Here is a 26,486-nt window from a genome sequence, read left to right as displayed (position 1 = left end):
CATGAGCGAGCAGTACCTGTCGCAGGACGAGATCGACGCGCTGCTGGATGCGCCCGAAGGCAGCGCCACGGATGCGCCTGCCGACGCAGCGCCCGGGGCGGAGGCCGTCGGCGACAGCGGGGCAGACACCGCCGCAGCCAAGGTGGCGGCCGACGATCGTTCTGCCCCTCAGCCCTACGACCTGGCCCGCCAGGAGCGGATCATCCGGGGGCGGATGCCGGCGCTGGAACTGATCCACGAGCGCTTTGCGCGCAGTCTGGGGCTGGCGATGTTCACCTTCATGCAGCGCAACCCGGAAATCACCCACTCTGATCCGGTCGTGGGTCGCTACAGCGACTTTCTGGGCACGATCCAGCTGCCAGCCAGCATCAACATCATGCAGACCCGGCCGCTGGCCGGCTCTGCCCTGCTGGTTCTGGACGGACAGCTGGTGAGCACGATCGTGGACCTGATGTTCGGGGGCACGGGCCGTCCGATGCGCAAGAGCGAGGGGCGCGAGTTCTCGATGACGGAACAGCGTCTGATCAAGAAGCTGATCGATCTGAGCAGCAGCGAGTACGGGCGCGCATGGGAAAGCATCCACCCGATGGAGCTGGTGTTCACGCGGTCTGAAAGCCAGCCGCAGTTTGCCAACATTGCCATTCCGGCCGAGATGGTGGTGAGCACCACGTTCACGCTGGATTTCAACGGCCAGTCGGGCACGATCCAGATCTGCATTCCCTATTCCGTTCTGGAGCCGATCCGCGACACGCTGTCATCGTCGCTGAACACGAACAGTGGCGAGGAAAAGCGCAGCTGGCTGGGCCAGATGTCGAAGGAGATCAAGCCTGCCGGGGTGGAGCTTGTGGCCGAGCTGACGACGGCGACACTGACGCTGGGCGAGCTTATGAAGCTGCGCACCGGCGACGTGATCGAGATCGAGACCGGCCCGGGCGCCATGCTGAAGATTGGCCAGGTTCCGATTTTCAATGGTCGTTATGGCGAGCACAACGGCCGTTATGCGGTGCGCATCGACACCGTGCATTCCTATACCGATTCCCACCAGGATTGATCCATGTCTGAACAGAATACCGTGAACCCGGAAAGCGGGGAGATCGTGCAATCGGCCGACGCCCCGGCGTCCTCTGCGGTCGATCCATCCGTGACGGGAGCACTGCCTGGCGTGATGGCAAGGCTGGGCCAGGGCACCGAGGGCGGTGCCGACATCGAGCGCATTCTGGACATTCCGGTTCAGCTGTCGGTGGAGATCGGACGAACCCGCACGACCATCAACAACGTGCTTCAGCTGGCGCCGGGTTCGGTGGTGGAGCTGGATGCTCAGGCCGGTGCACCGATGGACGTTCTGATCAACGGCTATCTGATTGCGCAGGGCGAGGTGGTGGTGGTCAACGACCGCTTCGGCATCCGCCTGACGGACATCGTGACGCCTGCCGAGCGCATGCGCCGCCTGAACCGCGGCTGACGGATGTCATCGATGTCTGCCGCACTCACCTCCTTCGGCGTGCTGCTGCTGGTGGTGCTGTCCATTCCGCTGGTGCTGTGGCTGGTGAAACGCCTTTCGCAGCTACCGGCCGGCCGCGCCAACGGCCTGATGTCGATTGCCGCCACGCTGTCGGTGGGTCCCCGCGAACAGATTGCGGTGGTGAGGGTGGGCGAACGGGCCATGCTGGTGGGCATCACCAGCCAGTCCATTCAGCTGCTGACCGAGCTGGATGCCAGGGACCTACCTGCACCATCCGACCTGCCCCAAGCGGCACCCCAGGGATTCGGCTCGCTGCTGGCGGGCCTGCAGAAGAAGAATACCCCATGAAGCCACGAATGCTGTGGGGCGCGCTACTGGCTGGCGCGCCGCTGGACGTATGGGCCCAGGCCACGTTGAGTCTGCAGAGCACGGCTGCTGCCGATGGCGGCACCACGTGGTCGGTTCCGGTACAGACGCTGCTGTTCTTCTCGGCACTGTCGTTCATTCCGGCCGTGCTGCTGCTGATGACGAGCTTCACGCGGATCATCATCGTGCTGTCGCTGCTTCGCCAGGCGCTGGGTCTTCAGGCTTCGCCGCCCAATCAGGTGCTGGTGGGCATCTCGCTGTTCCTGACGGCATTCATCATGTCGCCGACGCTGGACCGCATCTACACGGAAGCGTATCAACCCCTGGCCGAGAAGCGCATCGATTTCGAGACGGCCCTGCAGAAGGGTAGCGTGCCGCTGCGCGACTTCATGCTGAAGCAGACGCGTGCCTCGGACCTGGAGCTTTTTGCTCGTCTTGCGCGGGTGAAGGCTCCGGACGACAAGCCGCTGTCGGCGCAGGACATGCCGTTCAAGGCCATCGTGCCGGCCTTCGTGATCAGCGAGCTGAAGACGGCCTTCCAGATCGGCTTCATGATCTTCATTCCGTTCATCCTGATCGACCTGATCTGCGCCAGCGTGCTGATGTCGCTGGGCATGATGATGGTGTCGCCCGTGCTGGTGGCCCTGCCCTTCAAGCTGGTGCTGTTCGTGCTGGCTGACGGCTGGAACCTGCTGGTGGGCTCCCTGGTAGCGAGCTTTGCGACATGACCCCCGAGACCGTACTGACCATTGGCCGCCAGGCCCTGGAAACGCTGATGACCACGGCGTCGCCGATCCTGCTGGTGATTCTGGTGACGGGCCTGCTGATCAGCATCCTGCAGGCGCTCACGCAGATCAACGAGGCCACGCTGTCCTTCGTTCCCAAGCTGGTTCTGTCGTCGCTGGTGCTGGTGCTGGCTGGCCCCTGGATGCTGTCCAATCTCACCGATTTCATCTCGCGGATGATCCTGTCGATTCCGGCGGTGATCAATGGGCAGCCCGGGTTCTAGCACCATGCCGGCACACACCATCCGTACAAGCAACGGGTCGGCAAAAGGAGGAGCGTGTGCCCTCCACCCATGATCATCGCGCGGATGTTCTTCCATGATCACCTTTGACGAAGCGCAGATTCTGGGCTGGCTGTCGGCACTGCTGATGCCGCTCTTCCGGCTGCTGGGGCTGTTCAGCTCGGCGCCGCTGCTGTCGTCACGCAACATTCCCGTGCGCTACCGCGTGACGGCTGCGCTGTCACTGGCCGTGCTGGCGGCACCGCTGGTGCATGGCAAGACCCCTTCCTTCGATGATCCAGCCTTCTTCGTGCTGATGGCCAGCGAGGTGATGATCGGGCTGGCCATCGGGCTGGTGTGCCGCATGCTGCTGGCCTCGGTGGAAATGGCTGGCGAGATCATCGGCCTGCAGATGGGTTTCTCGTTTGCGGCCTTCTTCGATCCCAGCACGGGCAGCAACTCCAATGCCATCGGCCGATTGTTCAACACGATGTCGCTGACGAGCTTTGCCGTGATCAACGGCCCCCTGCTGCTGGTGGCTGCCACCATGAACAGCCTGGAACGGATGCCGGCCAACATGGGCACGCAGCAGTTCCTGGGGCGGCTGGACATCGGTGCGGTCATCAGCCAGGTGTTCGAGCTGGGGCTGTTGATGGCCCTGCCCTACATGGCGCTCCTGCTGTTCGTGAACCTGAGCCTGGGCCTGATCTCGCGCGTGGCACCTCAGCTGAACGTGTTTGCCATCGGCTTCCCGATCACGATCGGATCCGGCCTGATGCTGCTGACGCTGGGCATGCCGATGCTGTATGCGCCGCTGGCGCAGATGCACCAGGCCATCTTCTCGCTGCTGGGGTTCTGACGCCGATCAGCGGGGGGCAAGCCCTGGCGTGAAGCGCGCCTTGGCAGGCATGCGTGCCGTGATGCGTTCCCGGTTGAGTGCCAGGGCCTGTTCGGTCGGCTGGTAGTCCCGCCAGAGCGACGGGGTGTCGGGAAGATCCTGCGGCCAGATGTTCTGCACCCTGAAACCGCGCGCCAGGCATTCTTCATGCAGGGCTGCATAACGTCGCTGCAGGAAGGCCAGCTTGTCGAAGAAGAAACGGACGTGCCCTTCTCCCAGCTTGTAGTCGGCAGGTTGGCCGACCAGGTTGAAGCGCCCTCGGGCCACCGCGTTGGGGATGCGGGTCAGCTCACGGTGTTCGGCCAGGAGGTGCTGATCGCAGAGTTCCGAGGGATCGACCAGATTGATGCGGGTCATGGTGCGTGCAGCCGCTTCAGGCCGTGGCCGGCTGCCGTTGCCCGGATGATGTTCCCTTGTAGGCGCAGACGCGATTGCGGCCCGCCAGCTTGGCTTCGTAGAGGGCGTCGTCGGCACGATGCACGACCTCTTCCAGCGGCATGCCGGGCTCGGCCACGGCCACACCGGCCGAGAAGCTGAGGTTGATTTCGCCTTCATTGTAGACGAGCGTGCGCTCGACCACGACACGCTGAAGACGCTTGAGGATGTCCAGCGCCGTCTCGGCGGAAACGCCCGGCAGCAGCAGAACGAACTCGTCGCCGTCATAGCGGCTGCAGCGGTCGCTGGGACGCAGCTGTCCGCGGATGGCGGCGGCGAAGTAGTGAAGCGCTTCGTCTCCTGCATGAGCCCCCTGGGCATCGTTGAGCGAGTGGAAGTGGTCCAGATCCAGCAGCACCACGGCCAGCGGCTTCTGCTTCAGCGTGCATTCGGCCAGCAGCTCCTGGTAGGCCACCCCCAGCCCCCGGCGATTGAGCATGGCCGTCACCTGGTCGGTCATCTCGAGGCCCCGGGTCTCGTTCAGTTCGTTCGACAGTTCGCTGACACTGCGCTCCAGATCGTCGGCACGCCGGCAGGTCTGCTCGAATTCGGTGCGGGTCTGGGCCAGGTGCCCCCGCATGGCCACGGTGCGCCCCACGATGTCCCCCAGCACCTGCGCCAGGTCATCGATGTCGGACACGCCCTCGATGCGCTCAACAAAGCCGTCGAGCGACTCGGAATAGGAAGCGCTGGAATCCATCAGCTCGGACAGATTGCCGACCCACTGTGTGAGCAGCTGTTTCAGTTCGGCCAGTGCCGTCCGGCGCATGGTCAGCAGGTTGCCATGCTCCTTCAGGTTGTGCCGCACGTTCTGTCTCACCTGCTCCAGCTCACCCCGGTCGACACCTTCGGGCTCTGCCCCGATGGCACGACGGATGGCCGAGAACTGCTCGATGATCCAGGCTTCTTCCCCGGCCAGGATGGGTACCACGTCGCAGATGGTGTCCAGCAGCGCAGTCAGCGAGACGATGAGGCGCTGACGGCGTTCGGCCAGACGACGGGCGCTGGCCAGTTCGCTGTCTTCGTAGGATTCGACAATGCCGTCCGGGAAGCGCCGGCCGGGGCGGACCATCGGGATGGTGGCAGGCTCGAACTGCTGCTCGACCTCTTTCCAGGCGATGGCGTAGTTCTCGGGCGTGGGCGACAGGCGCTGCTGCGACAGATGCAGGAGGGTGGCCTTGGCCAGACTGACGTTCCGCCTGCGTTCGCTTTCAGTCTCCAAGATCAGGCTCCCTTCGCTGCTCCGACATGCACCATGCGACACAATGACAACGCCCCGTGCGCGGACGGGGCCTTGGTGAAAAGACGGCAAAAGACGCAGCCGGTCTTTTCTTCAGCCTGTCATTAGAGCCGGGCCGCAGACAAATGAACAGCCCTGGCGCTACCGGTCAGACGGGCGAAGTGCGCTGCCGTCTGCCGGGCTGGCGGAACGGCGCTTCTGTGCGGATGAACGGCAAGCGGCCCCCGGGTAAACCCGGCTTCCACAAGGGGGCGTGTGTTTGCATGAAACAACATGAAACCCCTGCGGAAGCCCTCTGCCCTGCACCGGGCAAGCCGCCATGCAGCCCGCGGCGCGTGCATGGCGGGACACTGGCCTGTCCCGCCCCGGTTCAGCGCCCGTCCCGCTGATCCAGCACCTTGGTGAGTCGCTTGACCGAGACCGGCATGGGCGTTCGCAGGCTCTGGGCAAACAGCGAGACACGCAGCTCTTCGAGCATCCAGCGGAAGGATTCGGCCTCACGGTCGAGCTGCATACCGATGTCGCGCTGCCACTGACGCCAGCGTTGCAGCAGCGGCACCATGGAGGCCTGCAGCGCCTTGTCGCGGGCGGGATCTTCACGCAGCTTGTCCAGCCGCATGACGACGGCCTTCAGGTAGCGCGGATAGTGCTGGAGATGCTCGTAGCCGACCTGATGCAGGAAACCCGGTGGGAACAGCGCGGCCAGCTGCGCCTCGATGTCGTCGAGCGCGGACCGGTCGGCACGCAGGCCGGTGAGCTTGCGGCGGATCTGGCCATGTTCGGTGACGATGGACTGAAGCAGGCGGGCCAGCTCCTGGGCGGTGAGCAGCATGCGGGGCCGGCCGTCAGCCAGCGCCTTCTGGAACTGGGCGTCATCCTGGGGCAGGCCATCCTGCAGGAAGCTACGAATGATGGCGGCCTGCGCCAGCTGCTCGGCCAGCGGGGCGGACTTGCCGCCGCTGCCCGGCAACGCGTTGAAGCCCAGTTCCAGGCTGGCGTTCTTCTTCACGTCGCGCGCCAGCGATTTCAGGGCCTCGTTCATGGCGAGAGCAAAGAGCCGCACTACGCCCTGTCGGTGGTGACGCTCGGCCACGGCCGGATCGTCGTAGACGGTGATCTCGACGGCATCGCCCTTGTCCAGCAGCGCCGGAAAGCCCACCAGCCGCTCGCCACCGGTGGTCTGCAGCTCCAGCAGTTCGGGCAGCGTTCCGAAGTCCCAGCGGGTGTGGCGCTGGCCAGCACGCATGACGGTGTCGGCACCAGCCGCCCTGCTGCCCTCGGCACGGCCGGCCGGTGCCCCCTCGGATGCCTTTCCGGGGGATGCATTGCCTGCCTTCGGGGACGACGCGGGTTCCTTGGCAGCACGCCCGCGCATCTGCGCGGCAATGCGCGAGAACTCGTTCTGGAAGGCGGACTGGGCCTGCGAGCCATAGGCGGCCTGCAGCTCGGACAGGTGGCGCGAGACGGCCAGCACCCGGCCGTGCTCATTGACCAGCCGGAAGTTCATCTGCAGGTGGGCGGGAATGTTCTCCAGCCGGAAATCGGTGGCTGCCAGCCGCCAGCCGCCCTTGACGCGCAGGAATTCCAGAAGCGCATCGATGAGCGGCGTTCCGGACGGGATGACGATGTCGCGGTGGCCGGCTCCGGTTTCCGCCGGCGCGGAATCGGTTTCGCCGGCCGATGCCTTGCCGGTGCTCAGGCTGTCGAGGAATTCGGCGGCCGTGCCATCGAGCGGCAGCAGGTGGCGGCGCCAGCGCTGTGGCAGCGACTTGAAGAGCAGCGAGACCTTCTGGGCCAGCATGCCGGGCACCAGCCATTCGCAGCGATCGGCATCGACCTGGTTGAGCGCATGCAGCGGCACGGTGAGCGTGACGCCATCATCGGCCGCACCGGGCTCGAAGTGATAGGACAGCGTGAAGTCGACACCCCGCATGCGCAGCAGGCGCGGAAAGCGCGCCTCGTCCACACCGTCGGCGTCCTTCTTCAGCAGTGCCTCACGAGAGAGCTTCAGCAGTCCAGGATCAGCCTTGACAGCCTCGCGGTACCACTGCTGCAGGTCCCGGGCATTGCAGATCCCGGCGGGCACCTGGGCGTCGAACCAGGCTGCCAGCGATTCCTCGTCGACCAGCAGGTCGGGACGGCGGATCTTGTGCTCCAGCCGCTCGACATCGGCGATGACCTTGCGGTTGTGGCGGATGAAGTCGGCATCGACGGGCCATTCGCCGGTGACCAGGCCGTCGCGGATCATCAGTCGTCGGGATTCGGCCGGATCGACCTTTTCATAGGGCACGCGCCGGGCGGTGTAGAGCACGAGGCCGTAGAGCACGCCCCGCTCGTGTGCCATGGCCTTGCCACTGTTCTTTTCCCAGTGTGGGTTGCTCCACGAACGCTGGATCAGGTCGCCAGCAGCGGATTCGACCCATTCCGGGCGGATGGCGGCGGCGGTGCGCGCCTGCAGGCGGCCGGTATCGACCAGTTCGGCCGCCATCAACCAGCGGGCGCCCTTGGCATTCTGCGGGGCAGCAGGCTTTCCACCCTCGGCCTTTGGCTGGCGACGGTTGAGGATGGACGACGGATGCAGCACGAATTTCTGCTGGTGCGTGCCCTGCCAGCCCGGCCCTTCGGGCAGGCGGTGGGCGACGTTGCCCAGCAGACCGGTGAGCAGTGCGCGATGGATGACGTCAGGCGCGGCTTCGTCGGTGTTGATCTGCCAATTGAGTCCGCGCACCAGCTCGGTGAGCTGACCGATGACATCGGCCCATTCACGCAGTTTGCGGATGGACAGGAACTCACGCCCGATGCGGTTGGCCAGCGCACGGTGCGATTCGCCGCGCTGCTTGCGGCCGGCCTGCTGCTCCTGCCAGTAGCGCCACAGCCGGATCCAGGACAGGAAGTCGGACTGCGGCACGTTGAAGCGGGCGTGCGCCTGGTCGGCTGCCTGCTGGGCCGTGGGTGGGCGTTCACGCGGGTCCTGCACGGACAGGGCGGCCGTGATGATCAGGACCTCGGCCAGGCAGCCGGTGCGATGGCCGGCCAGCAGCATGCGTGCCAGGCGCGGGTCGACCGGCAGGCGTGCCAGCTGGCGACCGATGGGGGTGAGCCGCTGGCGATCGTCGATGGCGCCCAGTTCGTTGAGCAGGGCATAGCCATCAGCGATGGCCTTGGGCGAGGGCCGGTCCAGGAACGGGAAGGCCGAGACTTCGGACAGGCCCAGCGCGTTCATGCGCAGAATGACCGAGGCCAGCGACGAGCGCAGGATCTCGGGGTCGGTGAAGGCGGGGCGGTTCTGGAAGTCGTCTTCGCCAAACAGGCGGATGCAGACGCCTTCGGCCACCCGGCCGCAGCGTCCGGCACGCTGGTTGGCGGCGGCGCGCGAGACGGGCTCGATGAGGAGCTGGTCGACCTTGCCGCGGATGCGGTAGCGCAGCATGCGCGCCAGGCCCGAATCGATGACGTAGCGGATGCGCGGGACCGTCAGCGAGGTCTCGGCCACGTTGGTGGCCAGCACGATGCGCGGGGCGTTGCCGGGGTTGAAGACGCGCTGCTGGTCGGCAGCAGGCAGACGGGCATAGAGGGACACGATCTCGGCACTGGCCAGCAGCAGATCGGCCCGGCTGCGGCCGCCCTGCCCCCGGCCTGCGCCGCCGCGCGCCACGGCACGCTGCAGGTGCTCGGCCGTCTCGCGGATCTCGCGCTCGCCGGGCAGGAACACCAGCACGTCGCCGGGCTTCTCGTTCCACAGCTCGCGCACGGCGGTCTCGATGGCCGACGGCAGGTCGGTCTCGTCGTCCTCGTCTTCGGCCTGCATGTCTTCCGGCGGCCGATAGCGGACCTCGACCGGATACAGGCGCCCCGAGACCTCGATGACGGGTGCGGGCCGTCCGGGTTCACCGAAGTGCTCGGCAAAGCGGGCGGCGTCGATGGTGGCGGAGGTGATGATGAGCTTGAGGTCATCGCGGCGCGGGCCATCGATGAGCTGCTTGAGGTAGCCCAGCAGGAAGTCGATGTTGAGACTGCGCTCGTGCGCCTCGTCGATGATGAGGGTGTCGTAGGCCGAGAGCAGGCGGTCACGCTGGCTTTCGGCCAGCAGGATGCCGTCGGTCATCAGCTTGATGCGGGTGCCCGGCGAGACCTTCTCGTTGAAGCGTATCTTGTAGCCGACATCGGTGCCCAGCGGCGTGCCCATTTCTTCGGCAATACGGGTGGCGACACTGCTGGCGGCAATGCGGCGCGGCTGGGTATGGCCGATGAGTCCGCCCCGGCGGGTGCGGTCGTTGCGCACGCCCTGGCCGGCCTCCAGGCAGAACTTGGGCAGCTGGGTGGTCTTGCCCGACCCGGTCTCGCCGGAGACGATGACCACGCGGTGGTTGCGGATGGCTTCGACAATGCGGGCCCGGTGCTCGGTGACGGGCAAGGCGTCGATGACGGACCGGATGGCAGCGGGGACCCGGGAATCGGGCATGGACGGGGCTTTGGGGGTATTCACGGCGGGATTATAGAAGGCACGGGACCGGGGCGGCGGAGCGTGCCGCACCCCGGATACGCGGGATTCCGCGGCTTTGCGACCCTGGGTACGATGGGTATGATGGGGCCCCCGACCGGTATTTCGATGGGTGACCCGATGTCCTTTCCACCCCCTTCCCCCCCCAGCCTGCCTGCCCCCGAACGGCTGCCCGAACAGCACCGGCAGTTCGTGGACTGGCTGCGACAGGTAGCCCCCTACATCCACAAGTTCCGGGGACAGACCTTCGTGGTGGGCATTCCAGGCGAGATGGCGGCCACCGGCGGCGCGCTCAATGCGCTGATCCAGGATCTGAGCCTGCTGCACTCGATCGGCATCCACATCGTGATCGTCAATGGCTGCCGGCCACAGATCAACGAGCAGCTGCGGCTGCGCGGGCAGGCACCGCAATACCACAACGGTCTGCGCATCACCGACGCGGTGGCACTGGAATGCGCGAAGGAAGCGGCCGGCGCGATCCGCTACGACATGGAGGCGGGGTTCTCGCAGGGGTTGCCCAACACGCCGATGGCCAATGCCGGGATCCGGGTGGTGTCGGGCAATTTCACGCTGGCACGGCCGGTGGGCATCGTGGACGGGGTGGACCATGTCTACAGCGGGGTGGTTCGCAAGGTGGATGCGGTGTCCATCCAGCGAGCGCTGGACAATCAGCAGATCGTGCTGCTGTCCAACATTGGCCACTCGGCCACGGGCGAGGCCTTCAACCTGGCTATGGAAGAGGTGGCAGCGGCCACGGCCATGGCACTGGATGCCGACAAGCTGGTGTTCCTGGCCGAGGTGCCGGGTGTGCACGGTGACGACGGCCGCATCCAGACAGAGATCTCGGAGGCGCGGGCCCGGGCGCTGCTGGCCCGTGACGACCTGACACTGCCACTGCGCATCTATCTTTCGGCGGCGCTGAAGGCCTGCGAGGGCGGCGTGGCGCGTTCACACATTGTGCCCTTTGCGGTGGACGGGTCGGTGCTGCTGGAGTTCTTCCTGCACGACGGCGTGGGCACGATGGTGGTGGAGGAAACGCTGGAGGCGCTGCGCGAAGCCACCATCGACGACGTGGGCGGCATTCTGGCGCTGATCCAGCCGCTGGAGGCCGACGGCACGCTGGTCAAGCGCGATCGGGCGCTGATCGAGGCCGAGATCGGCAACTTCACGGTGATCGAGCACGATCAGGTGATCTTCGGCTGTGCGGCGATGTATGCGTTTCCCGAGGAGCGGATGGCCGAGATGGCCTGTCTGGCCGTCAACCCGACGGTGCAGAGCCAGGGCGATGGCGAGCGGCTGCTGCAGCGCATCGAGCAGCGGGCCCGCGAGGCCGGCATCACGCGGCTGTTCGTGCTGACCACGCGCACGGCGCACTGGTTCCTGAAGCGGGGCTTCGTGATGGGGTCGGTGGACGACCTGCCGGGCAGCCGTCGCAATCTGTACAACTGGCAGCGGCGTTCCCAGGTGCTGCTGAAGACGCTGTAGGCCGGGTACGACGAACGCGGTACCATTCGGCGGTTCTCAGCCCTTATCTGGAGTCATTGCCATGGCACGTATGGTCAACTGCATCAAGCTGAAGAAGGAAGCCGAAGGCCTGGACCGTCCGCCCTACCCCGGCGAACTGGGCCAGCGCATCTGGGAGAACGTCTCGAAGGAAGCGTGGGCCGGCTGGATCTCGCACCAGACGATGCTGGTGAACGAGAACCGGCTGAACCTGGCCGACATCCGTGCGCGCAAGTACCTGGCGCAGCAGATGGAGAACTATTTCTTCGGGGACGGCGCCGACCGGCCGGCGGGTTACGTACCGCAACAGTGATGCCGGCCTGAATCCGGTCATGCTGGAACTTTCCGGCATGACCGGATGGGCCGCTGGCGGACCACCGGCATGAACCGACCCGCCACTTTGTGGTGCCGTTGCACCGCACGATCCCGTCCAGGGCCGCAACCGCGGCCCTGTGTCGTTTCAGACCGCAGGCCGGCTTCAGGCCGCGGGCTGGCCCAGCACCTGCACGCCGTCCATGGTGGCCAGCAGCACGGTCTCGGGACGACGGCGGGCAAACAGCCCCACCGTGACGACGCCCGGCCACTGGTTGATGGTCTCTTCGAGGGCGACCGGATCGTGGATCTGCAGGCCCGAGACGTCCAGGATGGGGTTGCCGTTGTCGGTGATGTAGCCGTTGCGCTCGCGCACGGTGCCCCCCAGCGCCTCGAGCTGGCGGCCAACGAGATGCAGCGCCATGGGCACCACCTCCACCGGCAGCGGGAACTGGCCCAGAACGGGCACGTACTTGGTCTCGTCGACGATGCAGACGAAGTGGCGCGAAGCCTGAGCAACGATCTTCTCGCGGGTGAGCGCGCCACCGCCCCCCTTGATGAGGGCGAAGCCGGGGTCCACTTCATCGGCGCCATCGACATAGCAGCCGATCTCGTCGATCTGGTTGAGATCCAGCACCTCGATGCCGGCCTCGCGCAGCAGCTCGGTGCTGCGCAGCGAACTGGAGACGGCCTGCGGGAAGTCCTGCCGGTGCCGTCCCAGCGCCTCGATGAAGAAGCCCACGGTGGAGCCGCTGCCGACGCCCACCACCTGGCCCGGCGTGAGCCATTCGAGGGCCTTCTCGGCCGCCGCTTTCTTCAACTCGTCCTGTCGCGCCTTTCTTTCTGCCGCGTCCATGCGTGTACCGCCTCTGTGCGTATTGTGACAGGCGGTATCGTAACGCTTTGCGGTTTCATGCGCGACTTTGACACATCCGGATCAGCCCGGCACGGCGCTGCTCTCGGGAACCCGGCCCAGACCGTGCAGTGACGGGTTCTCCATGAGCCAGCGCTCAAGCTGGGCGGCCGTCATGGGCTTGCTGAAGAGATAGCCCTGCAGGTCTTGGCAACCCAGCTTCTGCAGGGTGGTCATCTCTTCGGTGCGCTCGACGCCCTCGCCGATGATCTGCAGGTCCAGGGCACCGGCCAGCGCGATGATGCTGCGCACGACCTTGAGCTGACCGACGTCGTTTTCCAGCTCGCTGATGAAGACGCGATCGATCTTGAGGGTGTCGACCGGCATGCGGGTCAGGTAAGAGACCGAGGAGAAGCCCGAGCCGAAGTCGTCCAGCGCGATGCGGATGCCGGCCTTCTTCAGTTCCCACAAGGTAGGCAGGACGTTCTCGATGTCGCGCATCACGTCGATTTCGGTCAGCTCCAGCGTGAGCGCCGAAGCGGGTATCTCGGTGGCTTCCAGGGCCTGCTGTGCCGAACGCAGCAGCGTGGGCTGGCGCAGATGGCGGACACTGACGTTGACCGAGACGCCCGGGATGGGCACGCCGGCCAGCTGCCAGCGTCGCAGCTGCTGCAGGGCCTCGGAGATGGCCCATTCGCCCATGCGGAAGTCCAGGCCACTGTCCTCGGCCAGCGGGATGAACTTGCCGGGCGAGAGCATCTGCGAGCCGCGCATCCAGCGCATCAGCGCCTCGACGCCGACGACGCGGTTGTAGCGGGTGTCGATGATGGGCTGGTAGTGGAGCACCAGCTCGTTGCGGTCCAGCACGGTGGCCAGGGCCGACTGCAGCTCGAAGTCGCCGCGCAGCTGTTCGCCATAGGCGTCGTCGTAGACCAGCAGGCGGTTGCCCCCCTGCTGACGCGCCACGCTCATGGCCACGTCGGCCTTGGCCAGCAGCATCTCGAAATTGCGGCCGTGGCGCGGGAACCAGGCGGTGCCGATGGAGGTGCGCAGCATCAGGTCCAGCCCGTCGATCTGGAAGGCGCGACGCAGGTGGGCCTGGATGATCTCGGCGGCCTTGCGGGCGGTATCCTCGTTGGGCAGGTTGGAGAAGACCAGCGCGTATTCATCGCCCGTCAGCCGGCTGATCAGCAGGTCGGGCATGTCCAGGTCGTCGCCAGCCTTGGCAGGGTCGGCCTGGGTGAGGTTGCGGAAGGCATGGCGCAGGCTGTCGGCCACGTGCTGCAGCACGCGGTCGCCGGCACGCTGGCCGAAGGCCTCGTTGATGCGGCGGAACCGGTCGATGTCGAGCATCATGATGGCGGCGACGTGGCCGGCAGGGCGGCGGCGGCGCAGCAACATCTGGCCCTTCTGCATGAAGGCGGCCCGGCTGAACAGGCCGGTGAGCGGATCACGGTTGGCCTGTTCGCGCTGGCTGCGGAAGGCATCGAGCGATTCGGAGAGCGAATCGCGTCCGCCCCCCTCGCCTTCTGCAGCCGGACTGTCGGGACTTGCTGCCTGGGCCTTGGCAAGATTGATACCATGCAGCAGGCGCTCGGCCAGCTGGGTCCACTGTTGGGACTTCTGGCAGTAATCGGTGGCGCCGGCCGCCAGGGCCTTGCCGAAGCCCGTGTCGTTGTCATGGTTGGACAACACGATGATCGGGATCTGGCGGCTGCCGATGGCCTCGCGCAGGTGCCGGACCGAAGCGACGCTATCCGTGTCGGAGAGGGAGTCATCGACCATGACGGCATCGGGCATGATCCGCTCCAGCAGCGGGATGGCCTTGGACAGCTGATCGGTCACCTGGACGTCGATACCCCGCTCGCCCAGCCCTACCGAGATCATGTGCTGCCAGGCAGGATCGTCCTCCACCAGCAGTACACGCAGTTCGCCCAATGCTGTTTTCAACACCATGACATACCCAAAAGCGACTTTGCAGGAAAAATGGCGGCCCCATCGCAGGCGGACCCCGCCTTGCCCGGGTGGCCCGGCTGTCCGGGCTGCTGCGGTGAGCCGTCCGTCTGCCGCAAACGGCGCTTGCACCGAAACGGTTTCAGACTGTGCCGCACCCCTACGCCACCCGCTGGACGCCACCATGACTCTCGCCCCGAAACATAGCCTCAAACCCCTGCCCCTGTCTGGCCGGCTGCTGCTGATCGGTCTGTTATGCGCTACCGCCGGTCCGGCGATGTCGCAAGGACAGCAGACCCCCGCGCAGCAGGCCACCCGGGCGGCAACGCGGGCCGACGACACCATGAGGCGTCCTGGCGAGGACGACGATCGCGTGCACCTGGTCATCGGGCTGGTGAGCAACTATTCGCCCGAGTACAGCGGATCGGACAAGATGGGGCACGCCTTTGCCCCGGCCGCACGGATCGACTGGCGTGGCTATTCGATCAGCCGCTCCAGCGTGACGCGCGCCAGCGTGCGGGGCAACCGGGTCTCGGAAACGGGGCTGGCCGGGCCGCTCTGGCACTTGGACCGCTTCAGCTTCGGCCTGGGGCTGTCGATCAACCGGGGCCGTGACGTGGACGAGGACGATCTGGCCAAGGGCCTCAAGCCGCTACGCGGCACGCTGATCGGGCGGTTGCGGCTGCGATACGACCTGACCCGCTCGATCCAGCTGCAGGCGCGGCTGGTGGGCGACATCCTGGGTCGCCAGGGCGGCTTCGAGATTCCGTTCGGCATCGGCTGGCAGCGCCCGCTGAGCAAGCGGCTTCTGTTGAGTGCCGACGCAGGCGTGACCTGGGCCAACAGCAACTCGCTGCGCAACAGCTACGGCATCGGCGAGCGCGAACATGCCGCCAGCGGCCTGCCGCTGTACGACCCGGGTTCGGGCCTGCGGGAGTTCGGGGTTTCCGTGGGTCTGACGGGCGAGCCCAGCAAGCACTGGATCTGGGTGGCACGTGCCAGTGCCACGCGGCTGACGGGGCCGGCCGCACGCAGCCCGATCGTCAAGCGCCACCTGATGCCTTCCCTGCTGGTGGGCGCTGCGTACCGGTTCTCGCTGTAAGCGCCGGTCAGAGCCAGACAGGTTCGGAAGACGTCTCGGGGGTGCCTTCCGGCGCGGATGGCGAAGGAGGCAGGCTCTTGGGGGTGGGCGTGCTGCGCGATCCGGGTGTGCTGCGCGATCCGGGCGTGCTTCCGCTGCCCTGCCCCGGCGAGGGCATCTCGTCGGCCGGATCGTCCTCCAGGGGTTCGTCATCATCGCCCAGCGTGACGACCAGCGCCCCTTGCTGCACGGTCACGCTGCGCAGTGACAGGCGCGCCATGGCCTGTCGGGGATCGGACTCGTCCAGCACCCAGAGCGGCTGCTCGCTGAAGAATTCGTCGGCCAGCATGCCGGAGATGACATTGGCGACCATGCGGGCCTGATCGGGCGGCACGCCTTCCATGGAGAAATCCAGCAGCTGCGGGCGCTTCAGGTAGAAGGCGCCGGCCTGCGGGTCATAGGCGGGTTGACCGGCCACGCGGGCGCTGCCGCTCTGACTGGCCTGTCCTGGCACGGGCTGAAAGCCCACGTCCACCGAGACGAAGATGCGCGGGTCATTGGCCTGCATGCGGACGACGGGCCGGGTGAGCCGGACGCAGGCCAGCTCACCGAACAGGCAGCGACGCAACGGGAACGATGGCGCCAGCTGACGGGTGATCTGCGGGCCAGTGAAACGCAACTCGCGCCGCTCGGCCTGTGCCGGCGACGGGACCGAGAGCACCCCGATGGCCACACACACGACCAGCGCTGCCAGCCTGGGGGCGAAGGACCGGATGACAGGATTCATGGGGCGCATCATAGCAGCCCGCAGTGGTGATGATCAGCCCAGTGCGCGGATGAGCAACGAAGGCGAGCCCCAGCGATGCTCGACCACATCAACCCGCAGCGGCAGCGTGCTGGAGAGCCAGTGGAAGACACCCTTCACGTCGGCCAGCGAGAAGCGGCCCGAGACCAGCAGATTGGCGACACGGGTGTCATAGCGCAGCCGTTCGGGGCTGTAGCGCTGCAGTTCGTCGATGAAGTCGGCCAGCTTCATGTGGTCGGCCACGATCTGGCCATTGATCCAGGCCACTTCAGCTTCCTGCACGGGTTGCAGCGGGGCCAGGCTGCCCGTGCCGAGCACGACCCGCCGAGCAGCCTGGAGCGAACGCTCGCCACCCGCGTCGAAGACCTGCGCCTGTCCGTTCAGCAGGTTGAGCGTGGTGCTGAGTTCCAGCCGGCGGACGACCAGACGGCCGTCCTGACTGCGGATGCGGCCTTCGGCCGTCTCGACGACCAGGGGGCGTGCCCCCGGAGCCTGTTGCACCAGCAGCTCACCGGAGAGCAGGCGAACATGGCGGCCGTCTTCCCGATCGGCCACGTTGATGGCAGTCCGGGTGTTGAGCAGCAGCCGGGTGTGGGCATCAAGCACCACCTCTCGGCGCTGGCCGATGTCGGTGCGATAGTCGGCGATCCAGCGACGCCATGCCGTGCCATGATCGACCAGCCCTGCCGAAGCCACTGCCACCCCAAGCATGCCCATCTGGCGGACGAAGCGTCGTCGTGAGGCGCTGTCGGCCGAGGCCAGAGGAACGGAGGGGGAAGGCGCGCGACCGATTTCACGGCTGGCAGGCGCGACAGGAAAGGATGCTGATCTGAACTTGATCATGGGAATGAAAAGCGGCTGCCCGCAGGGCAGTACCCGAGTCTTGCGTACCACGTTCCCGGCAAGGAGATGGTGCGCAACCCCGGTGTTTTCCGGGAAATGAAAGCAGGGATAAGAGGAAGCGCCGGGCCATGGGCATCCGCCTCAGGGCCATTCATCATCTGAATCTGGCGACATTATCCGGCAGTCACGTGTGATTTTGCCTGTCAATGCCAATGACTCGTCAATGATTTACCTGACTGTTACGCAGGATCGCAACAGCCCGTGTTGCGTGATCAATTGTTTCAAGAACGTAATTCGCGGAATCGCCACGCTCCGGCAGGATTGCTGCCCCTCGCGTCTTTCAGGTCACCATGGATGGGAGGCCGAGCAAGTCCGACGTGCAACCCGATCGAGGCCAACATGACCTCCGACCCCCCCCATGAACATTCCCCTGGACTGGCCCGATGTGTCGGCCATTCACGGGATTCCGGAATCTGGCGCATGATGCGATGTTGTATCATCGCTGCCGGCGGCCCGTGCCTGGGTCGGCCAGACCATGAGACCCGAGGATGTCGCGGCCTGCGGGCCCGCTTCCGGCATCCGATCGTTCCGGTAGACTCTCGGAAACCCATGGCACGACCCTGGAAGCCAGGAGGAAGACTCATGAACGACACCCTATCTGTCCTGAACCTTCGGCGTCCCACGCCTCACCCGGAACTGTCCTACTGGAGCGTCTGTCGGGTGGAGGCCCTGTTCGAGCGTCCCTTTCTGGATCTGGTCTTCGAGGCGGCGTCGGTTCACCGCCAGCATTTCGATGCGCAGCGCATCCAGCTCTCCACCCTGCTGTCGGTGAAGACGGGCGGATGCCCGGAGGACTGCGCGTACTGTCCGCAGTCGGCCCGCTATGACACGGGCGTGAAGGCCCAGAAGCTGCTGGATGTGGAGACGGTACTGGCCAGTGCCCGGGTGGCCAAGTCACGCGGGGCCAGCCGCTTCTGCATGGGTGCTGCCTGGCGCGGTCCCAAGCCACGCGACATCGAGAAGCTGCAGGAGCTGATCCGCGCCGTGAAGGATCTGGGGCTGGAGACCTGCGGCACCTTCGGTCTGCTGGAAGAAGGCATGGCCGAAGATCTGAAGGAAGCGGGCCTGGACTATTACAACCACAACCTGGATACGGCGCCCGAGCACTACGGCGACGTGATCGGCACGCGCCAGTTCGACGACCGGCTGAACACGCTGGGCAAGGTGCGCGCCGCGGGGCTGAAGATATGCTGCGGCGGCATCGTGGGGATGAACGAGACCCGCAAGGATCGGGCGGGGCTGATTGCCAGCCTGGCCAACCTGGACCCGCAGCCCGAGTCGGTGCCGATCAACCAGCTGGTGCGGCTGCCCGGCACCCCGCTGGCCGATGCAGAGCCGCTGGACTGGACCGAGTTCGTGCGCACCATTGCGGTGGCGCGCATCACGATGCCCACGAGCCTGGTGCGCCTGTCGGCCGGCCGGCAGGAAATGCCGGAGAGCATGCAGGCGCTGTGCTTCATGGCCGGCGCCAATTCGATCTTCTATGGCGACAAGCTGCTGACCACGGAAAACCCGGAAGAGGACACCGACCGGCAGCTGATGCAGAAGCTGGACCTGCTGCCGATGCAGTCAGAACAGGATGGCGAGCAGCCCGGTGAGCAGCAGCAGGACGTTGGCGACCATGGCAATGATGAAGCCCGGTCCGCGTGACGCAGGATCCCGCACGTAGGCACGGCCGTACAGCATGCGTCCCACCAGGTAGGCAACGCCCAGCGCCGAGACCCAGAGGCCCGGGACGTAGTGGCCGGCGATGAGCAGGGCGGGCAGGAAGATGATGAGCTGTTCCAGGGTGTTCATCTGCACCCGGTAGGCGCGCTCGAAGTTCTCGTCGCCGGTGACGGCTGGCGCCTTGACGTGGTAGCGCAGGCGGGCGCGCCCCACCAGGACGCCAAAATACAGGTACTGCAGCACCGCCAGCAGAGCGAGAAAATGGATGAAAGCCATGGCTGTAGCGTTCTCCGACGATCGGTGAGGAACAATTGCCTCCAGGGGGTGGCAACATCTCCCGAATGTTGCAAGGGAGACTAATTATCGTCAACAATCGCGGCCAGCGCATCCGGTGCTGCATCCGCAGTGCCACGTGCCGGCTGCGCCCCCCTTCCTGTCTTACCGCTATCTGATCAATCCATCGATCCCTTCCGGATCCCTCTGGAGAGTCCCGCCGTGTCCCCTACCCGACGCAATTGCCTGGCCGGGATGGCCGCCCTGTGCCTGGGAGCCTGTCTGGCGACGCCTGGTACCGCACGGGCCGTCGCCATCCATGACGACCAGGGCGAGCTGACGATCGAGACGCCGCCCGCCCGCATCGTGGCACTGGAGTATTCCTTCGTCGATGCACTGGCCAATGTGGGCATCTCGCCGGTGGGCATTGCCGATGACGGACAGCCCGACCGGATCCAGGAGCCGATGCGCAGCCTGATCAAGCCATGGACCTCGGTGGGCACGCGCTCGCAGCCCAGCATGGAGGTCATCGCCGGGCTGAAGCCCGACCTGATCATCGCCGACACCAGCCGGCATCGCGCGGTCTACGGCCAGCTGCGCAAGATTGCCCCCGTGCTGCTGCTGAACTCGCGCTACGGCACCTACGCCGAGCTGCTGGCCCAGGCGCAGACCATCGCTGACGCGGTGGGCCGGTCGCAGCCGATGAAGGAACGGATCGGCCAGCTGCAGGCCGAGATGAAAGCCATTGCCCGGATCGTCCCCCAGGGACAGAGCGCCATGTTCGGCACCTCGCGCGAGAATGCGCTCAACGTGCATTCCCAGGCTTCCTTTGCCGGCAGCCTGCTGATGGAACTGGGCTTTCGGGTGCCTCCCTCCCAGAACGGCAAGGAGATCTACGACATCAGCCTGGAGAGCCTGCTGGCCATGAATCCGGACTGGATGTTCATTGCCCACTACCGACAGGAAAGCGTGCTGCGCAAGTGGGAGAAGCAGCCCCTGTGGCAGGCACTGGCGGCACCGCGCAAGCAGCAGGTCACGGCGGTCGATTCACAGCTGTGGGCCCGGTCGCGCGGGCTGTTTGCTGCCCAGCGAATGGCCGAGCAGGTGAAGGCGGCTGTCGAGAAGCATCGCTGAGGCCCGCCCGGATCGCCGACCACGGCACGACATCCGCCTTCGACCGGCGCCATGGGCATGGTCGACGATGGATCCGCGGGCTGGACTGGCACGACATGCAACAGGAATACCCCTGCGACGCATTATTGTCATTCTTGCCACACACACGGAACATCATCGACAATCCGCTACTGTCATGCCGGTGGTGCCTGACGGCAGGCACATGACGACACCGCCCTTCCTCTTCTGCCCGACCTTTCATGGGGCGGGCCACCACAGGAAAACCACACGATGTCCCTCAATCGACGCAAATACCTGACTGGAATGCTCGCTCTCGGTCTTGGTCTGAGCCTGGCTTCGGCAGCACACGCCATCACGGTCAAGGACGACCAGGGCGAGCTGACGCTCGACAAGGTGCCGACCCGCATCGTGGCGCTGGAATTCTCCTTCGTCGATGCGCTGGCCAACGTGGGCGTCTCGCCGGTGGGCGTGGCCGACGACAACCAGCCCAGCCGCGTCATCCAGCCGGTACGTGACCTGATCAGGCCGTGGACCTCGGTCGGCACACGATCGCAGCCCAACATGGAATCCATCGCCGCGCTAAAGCCGGACCTGATCATCGCCGATTCCAGCCGTCACCGCGCCGCCTATGGTCAGCTGAGCAAGATCGCGCCGGTGTTGCTCCTGAATTCGCGTTATGGAAGCTATAACGACATCCTGAAGCAGGACCAGACCATTGGCGACGTGGTGGGCAAGTCCACGGAAATGCAGGCCCGGATCAGCCAGCTGCAGGCCAAGGTGAAGGACATCGCCAAGGAGATTCCCGACGGTCAGACCGCCATGTACGGGTCCTCACGCGAGAACACGCTGGACGTGCATACCCAGGACACGTTCGCAGGCAGCCTGCTGGCGGCCCTGGGCTTCAAGGTTCCCCAGGCCGATGGCGGCAAGGATATCTACGACATTGATCTGGAACACGTGCTGGCCATGAACCCGGACTGGATGTTCATCGCCCACTACCGCGAGGAAAGCGTGGTGCGCAAGTGGGCGCAGCAACCCCTGTGGAAGGCGCTGACGGTCACGAAGAAGGATCAGCTGATCAGCGTGGATCCGGAGCTCTGGGCCCGGTCGCGCGGTCTGACTGCAGCGGCCCTGATGGTCGAGCAGGTGAAGGCCGCCGTGGAGAAGAAGCGCTGAGAATCGCCCAGAACATGCTCCTGGGCGTTCGCCCACACCAGGATTCCGCTTTCCGACCCTTCCATCCCACCCTCTCATGACCCTGCTGCCTGCCTGGCTGCGCTGGGTGCTGCCGCTCATTGCACTGGCGGTGCTCGGCTTCCTGTCGGCCTATCTGTATTCCCCCGGGGCGCTGGCCATCACGCCGTCTGACGTGCTGGCGGCGCTGAAGGCGCCCAACAGCACCGATCTCAGCATTCCGCAGATGCTGGTGGTGGAAACGCGGCTGCCGCGCATCGTGGTGGCCCTGCTGTGCGGCGCCGTGCTGGCCGTCAGTGGGCTGCTGCTGCAGACAATGACCCGCAATCCGCTGGCCTCCCCGTCGCTGCTGTCGATCAATGCCGGCGCGGGTCTGGGCGTGATCCTGGCCGGGGTCTTCATGACGGGCGCAGGTGCCCTCACCCAGTCCACGGCGGCCGCCATCGGGGGCGCCCTGTCGTGGACGCTGGTGATGTGGATCAGCTACCGCGACGGACGACTGCAGAAAAGCCGTCTGATCCTGGCCGGTATCGCGGTCAGCGCCTTCTGTGCGGCGCTGGGCAAGGCCTCGCTGATTCTGGACGAGAACCAGGCGTCGGCGGTGATCAGCTGGCTGGCCGGCGGCGTGAGCAACATGAGCTGGAAGCAGGTTCACGAGTACTGGCCGCTGGTGGTGGTTCCGGCCATCCCGCTGGTGTGGCTGGTGCCCCGGCTCAACATCCTGAGCCTCTCGGACGAGGCGGCCCAGTCGCTGGGTGTGTCGGTGCGGCAGCTGCGCTTCTGGCTGACCACGGTGGTCCTGATCTGGGTGGGTGCCAGCGTGGCCACGACCGGGCCGATTGCCTTCATCGGCCTGCTGGTGCCGCACCTGGCGCGCCACTGGATCGGCTATGACCTGCGCCGCACGGTACCAATGTGCGCGTTGCTGGGCGGGCTGCTATTCGTGGCAGCCGACCTGCTGGCGCGGGCACTGGCCCACCCGGCCGACCTGCCAGCTGGGGCGGTACTGGCCCTCATCGGCGCCCCATGCTTCGTTCTGCTGGCCAAGAGCCGGAGTGATCAATGAACGATCCGAAGAAATACCTGTCGATCCTGGGCGTCCTGGCCATCGTCTGCTTTGCGCTGGCGCTGATGCTGGGCGCGACCTTCAAGTCGCCGGCCGCCGTGCTGCAGGGCCTGCTGACCCACGATTTCGACATCTGGCAGTACCGGATGCCGCGGGCCATTCTGGCCGTGCTGGTGGGCGCCGCACTGGCACTGTCGGGAACCATCATCCAGGGCATCATCCACAACCCGCTGGCCTCGCCCGATATCCTCAGCATCAACCATGGGGCCAGCCTGGCAGCGGTCGCCACGCTGATGATGATGCCGGGCACACCCGTCTGGGCGCTGCCGGTGGCCGCCTGCGTGGGCGCCGCCGTGGCCTACCTGGTGCTGATGCTGGTGGCCGGACGCCAGGCCGGCCCGTTGCAGATGGCCCTGATCGGGGTGGCCCTGTCGGCGTTCTATGCAGCGATGACCGATTACCTGATGCTGTCGCACCCGCTGGAGGTCAACACAGCCATGGTCTGGCTGACCGGCAGCCTGTGGGGACGGACATGGTCCTTCGTCGAGATGGGGGCACCGTTGCTGGTCCTGCTGCTGCCACTGGCGCTGCTCTACAGCAAGTCCTTCGACCTGCTGACGCTGGGCGAGGCCAAGGCGGCGACGCTGGGGGTGAATGTCTCGCGGGACCGCTTCCTGCTGCTGGGACTGGCCGTGCTGCTGGCGGCCGTGGCGGTGGCCATTGCCGGGCCGATTGCCTTCCTGGGGCTGGTGGCGCCGCACCTGGCGCGCAAGCTGGTGGGTGGACGGCACCGGGTGCTGCTGCCGGCAGCCATGCTGACAGGCGCCATCATCCTGCAGGTCAGCGACATCGCGGTCCGTGCCATCAAGCCGCCGCTCGAACTGCCGGCCGGGATCTTCACGGCCCTGATCGGCGCCCCCTATTTCTTCTATCTGCTTCGCCGGAGCCTGTGAACCATGGCACTGTCCGTCAAGAACCTGAAAGCCGGCTATGGCGGCGCCGTGGCCATCCGGAACCTGACCACCACCATCCCGGAAGGCCGGATCACGGCCCTGATCGGCCCCAACGGCTCCTGCAAGTCCACCCTGCTGAAGACGCTGGCGCGGCTGCTCCCGCCCATGGCCGGTGAGGCGACGGTGGATGACCAGTCGATCTATGGCCTGAGCGCCCGCGCGTTCTCACGCAAGCTGTCACTGCTGCCCCAGCACCAGCTGGTGCCGGAGGGCATCACGGTACGTACCCTGGTAGGCTACGGGCGCAGTCCCTACCTGAATCTCTGGGGGAGCCTGGGCAAGGCAGACCGCGAGATCGTGGACCGGGTGATGGCAGCCACGCATACCGACATCATTGCGGATCGGCGGGTGGACCAGCTTTCGGGCGGTCAGCAGCAGCGTGCCTTCCTGGCGATGACGCTGGCGCAGGAGACTCCCTATCTGCTACTGGATGAACCCACGACCTATCTGGACCTGAATCACCAGGTGGCGCTGATGGAGATGATGGCGCAGCAGCGGGATCGGGGCGCCACGGTGGTGGCGGTGCTGCATGATCTGAACCAGGCAGCCCGCTATTGCGATCACCTGATCGTGTTGAAGGAAGGCGAGCTGATGGGTGAAGGTTCGCCGAAAGATGTTCTGACAGCCGAAATGCTGGCCAAGGTGTTCAAGGTGGACGCCGTGCAGCACGTCTGCCCGGAAAGCGGGCGGCCGATGGTGGTGGTGAAGGACAGCGGGCTGACGGAACAGGCGGTGATGCTGCCGGATCCGGGGTGGAAGAAGGAAGAAGCTGCCTGAAGTGCGGTGGTGTGCTGCGTCCTGACCTCGCTGAAGGATGCACCTCCGTCGGAAGGCGACTTTGCTGGAGAACGCCCCAAGGTCCTTCGAAGCTTACCCGTTGTCATCCTGGTAAGGTCAAGGAAAACATGGAAGCCGGAGCCTTACGGCTCCGGCGGACTCAGGCGAGGATTCCCTGATCAGCCGACCTTGCTGGCCTGTTCGACCATGACGGCTTCAAGGATGTCGAGCGCTTCGTCAAAGGTCTTCTGTTCGATGGTAAGCGGCGGCAGGAAGCGGATGGCATTGCCATAAACGCCGCAGGTAAGCAGGATGAGGCCCTTCTCCAGTGCGGCCAGGCGCACGGCATTGGCGTACTCGGGATTGGGCTCGGAAGTGCCGGGCTTGTTGAACTCCACGGCGATCATCAGGCCCAGGCCGCGCACATCGACGATCTGCGGAACCTTGGCACGCAGGCTTTCCAGGCGTGCCCGCAGCTGGTCACCCAGTTTCTGGGCGCGCTCGGGCAGCTTCTCTTCTTCCATCACGTCCAGCACGGCATTGCCGGCAGCCGTGGCCAGCGGGTTGCCGGCGAAGGTGCCGCCCAGGCCACCGGGCACAGGGGCATCCATCAGGTCGGCACGACCGGTGACGGCAGCCAGCGGGAAGCCGCCCGCCAAACCCTTGGCCATGGTCATCAGGTCAGGCTTGACGTCGTAGTTCTGGATGGCAAAGAGCTTGCCCGTACGACCAAAGCCGGTCTGGATCTCGTCGACGATCAGCACGATGCCGTGCTCATCGGCCATCTTGCGCAGGGCACGCATCAGCTCGGGCGGTACGGGGTTGAAACCGCCCTCGCCCTGCACCGGCTCGACGATGATGGCCGCAACCCGCGACGGGGCGATGTCGGTCTTGAAGAGGCGATCCAGCTCCTTGAGGGTTTCCTCGACGCTGACGCCCTGTGAGGCCGCCGGGAACGGAATGCGCCAGACATCCCCCATGAGTGGGCCGAAACCGGTCTTGTAGGGCGCGGTCTTGCCGGTGAGCGCCATGGTCATGAAGGTGCGGCCATGGAAGGCACCGCTGAAGGCGATGACGCCACTGCGACCGGTGGCGGCGCGGGCGACCTTGACGGCGTTCTCGACGGCTTCTGCCCCCGTGGTGACGAAGATGGTCTTCCTGGGGCCTTCGATGGGCACGATCTCGTTGAGACGCTCGGCCAGGCGCACATAGCTGTCATAGGCGGCGACCTGATGGCACACGTGCGTGAACTTCTCGAGCTGCTCGCGCGCAGCCCCGATGACCTTGGGATGGCCATGACCAGTGTTGACGACCGCAATGCCGGCCGCAAAGTCGATATAGCGGCGGCCTTCGGTGTCCCAGAGTTCCGCGTTGCTGGCACGTTCTGCAAACAGGGGGGTCACCATGCCCACACCGCGGGCGATGGCGGCAGCCCGGCGCTCGGACAGGGATTTCTCGCTCATGATGGGTCTCCTCGTTGGGTGGATAAGGTCGTTGTTGGCATGGACGATACCCGAGGCAGGACCCAAGGACAACTCACGTTATCCTGCATCTCGGAAAGATGCCTTGGGCACGCAGCGCTCTGCCGTGCAGGGGCGCTACTGGCGCGCCTCTGGGCCCCTTTCAGGGAAACCGACATTGGTTTTCCCACAACAGACTGTCATGTTGCGCCTGCCGCGTTGGACGAACACGCACGAACGGCAAACACGCACGAACGGCAAACACGAACGAACGGCAAACACGAACGAACGAAGTGCAGGTCAGATGCCGCGACAACGGACAGAATCGGACGAAACGGGGGAGATGGATAAGAGATAGAAGGGAGGGATGGGGTGGCTGATGGGACTCGAACCCACGACAACCGGAATCACAATCCGGGACTCTACCAACTGAGCTACAGCCACCACTGATAAAACAACTACTGGCCTGCCCGACAGGATTCGAACCTGTGACCCTCAGCTTAGAAGGCTGATGCTCTATCCAGCTGAGCTACGGGCAGTTCTATCCGGCCGTTTAATCCCAGCGAACCGGGCAGACCGCCAT

24 protein-coding genes and 2 tRNA genes are annotated in these 26,486 nt (G+C 65.7%); 15 read left to right on the top strand and 11 right to left on the bottom strand.

Annotated features, from left to right (window positions below; all coding sequences use genetic code 11):
• Nucleotide 1: 1 nt before the first annotated feature.
• The 6 genes from fliM (at nucleotide 2) to fliR (ending at nucleotide 3,693) form a co-directional block, all read left to right on the top strand.
• The gene (fliM, locus tag EL249_RS06690) at nucleotides 2-1,051 is read left to right on the top strand and encodes a flagellar motor switch protein FliM (RefSeq protein WP_005673553.1); all 1,050 of its coding nucleotides are present in this window, start codon (nucleotides 2-4) and stop codon (nucleotides 1,049-1,051) included.
• Nucleotides 1,052-1,054: 3 nt separating this feature from the next.
• Nucleotides 1,055-1,462, top strand: coding sequence for a flagellar motor switch protein FliN (fliN, locus tag EL249_RS06685; protein ID WP_005673554.1), 408 nt, complete (start codon nucleotides 1,055-1,057; stop codon nucleotides 1,460-1,462).
• 12 nt (nucleotides 1,463-1,474) lie between these two features.
• Nucleotides 1,475-1,810, top strand: coding sequence for a flagellar biosynthetic protein FliO (gene fliO / locus EL249_RS06680; RefSeq protein WP_050781875.1), 336 nt, complete (start codon nucleotides 1,475-1,477; stop codon nucleotides 1,808-1,810).
• Complete coding sequence (gene fliP / locus EL249_RS06675; protein WP_040529877.1) at nucleotides 1,807-2,556, top strand: flagellar type III secretion system pore protein FliP; 750 nt, start codon at nucleotides 1,807-1,809, stop codon at nucleotides 2,554-2,556. The genes fliO and fliP overlap by 4 nt, the downstream gene beginning before the upstream one ends.
• A complete protein-coding gene (gene fliQ / locus EL249_RS06670; RefSeq protein WP_005673557.1) occupies nucleotides 2,553-2,837 on the top strand; it encodes a flagellar biosynthesis protein FliQ in 285 nt (94 codons plus the stop codon). Before fliP ends, fliQ begins: the two co-directional genes overlap by 4 nt.
• 94 nt (nucleotides 2,838-2,931) lie before the next feature.
• A complete protein-coding gene (gene fliR, locus EL249_RS06665) occupies nucleotides 2,932-3,693 on the top strand; it encodes a flagellar biosynthetic protein FliR (RefSeq protein ID WP_005673559.1) in 762 nt (253 codons plus the stop codon).
• 6 nt (nucleotides 3,694-3,699) lie between these two features.
• Here the strand turns inward: fliR and EL249_RS06660 are convergent, their stop codons facing one another.
• From EL249_RS06660 to hrpA, 3 genes are all read right to left on the bottom strand, one after another.
• Nucleotides 3,700-4,089 (bottom strand): pyrimidine dimer DNA glycosylase/endonuclease V, encoded by a 390-nt coding sequence (locus EL249_RS06660; RefSeq protein ID WP_005673560.1) that lies wholly within the window; start codon nucleotides 4,087-4,089, stop codon nucleotides 3,700-3,702.
• Between the two features lie 16 nt (nucleotides 4,090-4,105).
• Nucleotides 4,106-5,389, bottom strand: coding sequence for a GGDEF domain-containing protein (locus EL249_RS06655; RefSeq protein WP_005673561.1), 1,284 nt, complete (start codon nucleotides 5,387-5,389; stop codon nucleotides 4,106-4,108).
• Nucleotides 5,390-5,777: 388 nt separating this feature from the next.
• Nucleotides 5,778-9,893: an ATP-dependent RNA helicase HrpA gene (gene hrpA, locus EL249_RS06650; RefSeq protein ID WP_126348120.1), complete on the bottom strand. Its 4,116-nt coding sequence runs from the start codon at nucleotides 9,891-9,893 to the stop codon at nucleotides 5,778-5,780.
• A 135-nt stretch (nucleotides 9,894-10,028) separates the two neighbouring features.
• On the opposite strand from hrpA, the gene argA reads away from it, so the two are divergent.
• Together argA and EL249_RS06640 are read left to right on the top strand one after the other, a co-directional pair.
• Nucleotides 10,029-11,393 carry an amino-acid N-acetyltransferase gene (gene argA / locus EL249_RS06645; protein WP_126348119.1) on the top strand — a complete coding sequence of 455 codons (1,365 nt, stop codon included), beginning with the start codon at nucleotides 10,029-10,031 and terminating at the stop codon, nucleotides 11,391-11,393.
• A 61-nt stretch (nucleotides 11,394-11,454) separates the two neighbouring features.
• On the top strand, nucleotides 11,455-11,724 hold the full coding sequence (locus EL249_RS06640) for an oxidative damage protection protein (RefSeq protein ID WP_005673564.1): 270 nt from the start codon (nucleotides 11,455-11,457) through the stop codon (nucleotides 11,722-11,724).
• 165 nt (nucleotides 11,725-11,889) lie between these two features.
• On the opposite strand, the gene rpiA is transcribed toward EL249_RS06640, so the two are convergent.
• Both rpiA and EL249_RS06630 read right to left on the bottom strand, forming a co-directional pair.
• Nucleotides 11,890-12,579: a ribose-5-phosphate isomerase RpiA gene (gene rpiA, locus EL249_RS06635; protein ID WP_005673565.1), complete on the bottom strand. Its 690-nt coding sequence runs from the start codon at nucleotides 12,577-12,579 to the stop codon at nucleotides 11,890-11,892.
• 81 nt (nucleotides 12,580-12,660) lie between these two features.
• The gene (locus EL249_RS06630; RefSeq protein ID WP_005673566.1) at nucleotides 12,661-14,532 is read right to left on the bottom strand and encodes a putative bifunctional diguanylate cyclase/phosphodiesterase; all 1,872 of its coding nucleotides are present in this window, start codon (nucleotides 14,530-14,532) and stop codon (nucleotides 12,661-12,663) included.
• Between the two features lie 274 nt (nucleotides 14,533-14,806).
• Between EL249_RS06630 and EL249_RS06625 the strand changes: the two genes are divergently transcribed.
• Complete coding sequence (locus tag EL249_RS06625) at nucleotides 14,807-15,631, top strand: MipA/OmpV family protein (RefSeq protein WP_040529885.1); 825 nt, start codon at nucleotides 14,807-14,809, stop codon at nucleotides 15,629-15,631.
• Nucleotides 15,632-15,638: 7 nt separating this feature from the next.
• Here the strand turns inward: EL249_RS06625 and EL249_RS06620 are convergent, their stop codons facing one another.
• Both EL249_RS06620 and EL249_RS06615 read right to left on the bottom strand, forming a co-directional pair.
• Nucleotides 15,639-16,397, bottom strand: coding sequence for a DUF1439 domain-containing protein (locus tag EL249_RS06620; RefSeq protein ID WP_169311676.1), 759 nt, complete (start codon nucleotides 16,395-16,397; stop codon nucleotides 15,639-15,641).
• A gap of 33 nt (nucleotides 16,398-16,430) precedes the next feature.
• Nucleotides 16,431-17,258 (bottom strand): FecR family protein, encoded by an 828-nt coding sequence (locus EL249_RS06615; protein WP_083799494.1) that lies wholly within the window; start codon nucleotides 17,256-17,258, stop codon nucleotides 16,431-16,433.
• Between the two features lie 642 nt (nucleotides 17,259-17,900).
• Between EL249_RS06615 and bioB the strand changes: the two genes are divergently transcribed.
• Nucleotides 17,901-18,968 (top strand): biotin synthase BioB, encoded by a 1,068-nt coding sequence (bioB, locus tag EL249_RS06610; protein WP_005673573.1) that lies wholly within the window; start codon nucleotides 17,901-17,903, stop codon nucleotides 18,966-18,968.
• On the opposite strand, the gene EL249_RS06605 is transcribed toward bioB, so the two are convergent.
• A complete protein-coding gene (locus EL249_RS06605; RefSeq protein WP_005673574.1) occupies nucleotides 18,888-19,262 on the bottom strand; it encodes an MAPEG family protein in 375 nt (124 codons plus the stop codon). The genes bioB and EL249_RS06605 overlap by 81 nt on opposite strands.
• 219 nt (nucleotides 19,263-19,481) lie before the next feature.
• Here EL249_RS06605 and EL249_RS06600 point away from each other — a divergent pair, with 219 nt between their 5' ends.
• From EL249_RS06600 to EL249_RS06580, 5 genes are all read left to right on the top strand, one after another.
• On the top strand, nucleotides 19,482-20,393 hold the full coding sequence (locus EL249_RS06600; protein ID WP_197721578.1) for a Fe(3+) dicitrate ABC transporter substrate-binding protein: 912 nt from the start codon (nucleotides 19,482-19,484) through the stop codon (nucleotides 20,391-20,393).
• 270 nt (nucleotides 20,394-20,663) lie between these two features.
• Nucleotides 20,664-21,569, top strand: a complete 906-nt coding sequence (locus EL249_RS06595; RefSeq protein ID WP_005673576.1) for a Fe(3+) dicitrate ABC transporter substrate-binding protein — start codon at nucleotides 20,664-20,666, stop codon at nucleotides 21,567-21,569.
• 76 nt (nucleotides 21,570-21,645) lie between these two features.
• Complete coding sequence (locus tag EL249_RS06590; RefSeq protein WP_005673577.1) at nucleotides 21,646-22,653, top strand: iron chelate uptake ABC transporter family permease subunit; 1,008 nt, start codon at nucleotides 21,646-21,648, stop codon at nucleotides 22,651-22,653.
• On the top strand, nucleotides 22,650-23,606 hold the full coding sequence (locus EL249_RS06585) for an iron chelate uptake ABC transporter family permease subunit (protein WP_005673578.1): 957 nt from the start codon (nucleotides 22,650-22,652) through the stop codon (nucleotides 23,604-23,606). Before EL249_RS06590 ends, EL249_RS06585 begins: the two co-directional genes overlap by 4 nt.
• Nucleotides 23,607-23,609: 3 nt before the next feature.
• A complete protein-coding gene (locus tag EL249_RS06580; protein WP_005673579.1) occupies nucleotides 23,610-24,443 on the top strand; it encodes an ATP-binding cassette domain-containing protein in 834 nt (277 codons plus the stop codon).
• Between the two features lie 179 nt (nucleotides 24,444-24,622).
• Here EL249_RS06580 and EL249_RS06575 read toward each other — a convergent pair whose 3' ends face one another.
• From EL249_RS06575 to EL249_RS06565, 3 genes are all read right to left on the bottom strand, one after another.
• The gene (locus EL249_RS06575) at nucleotides 24,623-25,906 is read right to left on the bottom strand and encodes a 4-aminobutyrate--2-oxoglutarate transaminase (protein WP_005673580.1); all 1,284 of its coding nucleotides are present in this window, start codon (nucleotides 25,904-25,906) and stop codon (nucleotides 24,623-24,625) included.
• Between the two features lie 365 nt (nucleotides 25,907-26,271).
• Nucleotides 26,272-26,347: transfer RNA gene (locus EL249_RS06570), tRNA-His, on the bottom strand.
• Nucleotides 26,348-26,365: 18 nt separating this feature from the next.
• Nucleotides 26,366-26,442: transfer RNA gene (locus EL249_RS06565), tRNA-Arg, on the bottom strand.
• Between the last annotated feature and the right edge of the window lie 44 nt (nucleotides 26,443-26,486).

This window comes from Lautropia mirabilis (assembly GCF_900637555.1).
In the GTDB taxonomy this organism is placed as follows: Bacteria; Pseudomonadota; Gammaproteobacteria; order Burkholderiales; family Burkholderiaceae_E; genus Lautropia; species Lautropia mirabilis.
Note: the sequence above shows the minus strand (reverse complement) of the source record. Positions and strands in the feature narration are given on the sequence as shown.

Coding starts and splice junctions, on each gene's coding strand:
- fliP (WP_040529877.1), top strand. CDS start 1,807: ATGAAGCCACGAATGCTGTGGGGCGCGCTACTGGCTGGCGCGCCGCTG.
- bioB (WP_005673573.1), top strand. CDS start 17,901: ATGAACGACACCCTATCTGTCCTGAACCTTCGGCGTCCCACGCCTCAC.
- EL249_RS06620 (WP_169311676.1), bottom strand. CDS start 16,397: ATGAATCCTGTCATCCGGTCCTTCGCCCCCAGGCTGGCAGCGCTGGTC.
- argA (WP_126348119.1), top strand. CDS start 10,029: ATGTCCTTTCCACCCCCTTCCCCCCCCAGCCTGCCTGCCCCCGAACGG.
- EL249_RS06590 (WP_005673577.1), top strand. CDS start 21,646: ATGACCCTGCTGCCTGCCTGGCTGCGCTGGGTGCTGCCGCTCATTGCA.
- fliN (WP_005673554.1), top strand. CDS start 1,055: ATGTCTGAACAGAATACCGTGAACCCGGAAAGCGGGGAGATCGTGCAA.
- EL249_RS06640 (WP_005673564.1), top strand. CDS start 11,455: ATGGCACGTATGGTCAACTGCATCAAGCTGAAGAAGGAAGCCGAAGGC.
- EL249_RS06595 (WP_005673576.1), top strand. CDS start 20,664: ATGTCCCTCAATCGACGCAAATACCTGACTGGAATGCTCGCTCTCGGT.
- EL249_RS06585 (WP_005673578.1), top strand. CDS start 22,650: ATGAACGATCCGAAGAAATACCTGTCGATCCTGGGCGTCCTGGCCATC.
- fliM (WP_005673553.1), top strand. CDS start 2: ATGAGCGAGCAGTACCTGTCGCAGGACGAGATCGACGCGCTGCTGGAT.
- EL249_RS06660 (WP_005673560.1), bottom strand. CDS start 4,089: ATGACCCGCATCAATCTGGTCGATCCCTCGGAACTCTGCGATCAGCAC.
- fliO (WP_050781875.1), top strand. CDS start 1,475: ATGTCTGCCGCACTCACCTCCTTCGGCGTGCTGCTGCTGGTGGTGCTG.
- EL249_RS06630 (WP_005673566.1), bottom strand. CDS start 14,532: ATGGTGTTGAAAACAGCATTGGGCGAACTGCGTGTACTGCTGGTGGAG.
- EL249_RS06625 (WP_040529885.1), top strand. CDS start 14,807: ATGTCGCAAGGACAGCAGACCCCCGCGCAGCAGGCCACCCGGGCGGCA.
- fliQ (WP_005673557.1), top strand. CDS start 2,553: ATGACCCCCGAGACCGTACTGACCATTGGCCGCCAGGCCCTGGAAACG.
- EL249_RS06575 (WP_005673580.1), bottom strand. CDS start 25,906: ATGAGCGAGAAATCCCTGTCCGAGCGCCGGGCTGCCGCCATCGCCCGC.
- EL249_RS06605 (WP_005673574.1), bottom strand. CDS start 19,262: ATGGCTTTCATCCATTTTCTCGCTCTGCTGGCGGTGCTGCAGTACCTG.
- fliR (WP_005673559.1), top strand. CDS start 2,932: ATGATCACCTTTGACGAAGCGCAGATTCTGGGCTGGCTGTCGGCACTG.
- EL249_RS06615 (WP_083799494.1), bottom strand. CDS start 17,258: ATGATCAAGTTCAGATCAGCATCCTTTCCTGTCGCGCCTGCCAGCCGT.
- rpiA (WP_005673565.1), bottom strand. CDS start 12,579: ATGGACGCGGCAGAAAGAAAGGCGCGACAGGACGAGTTGAAGAAAGCG.
- EL249_RS06580 (WP_005673579.1), top strand. CDS start 23,610: ATGGCACTGTCCGTCAAGAACCTGAAAGCCGGCTATGGCGGCGCCGTG.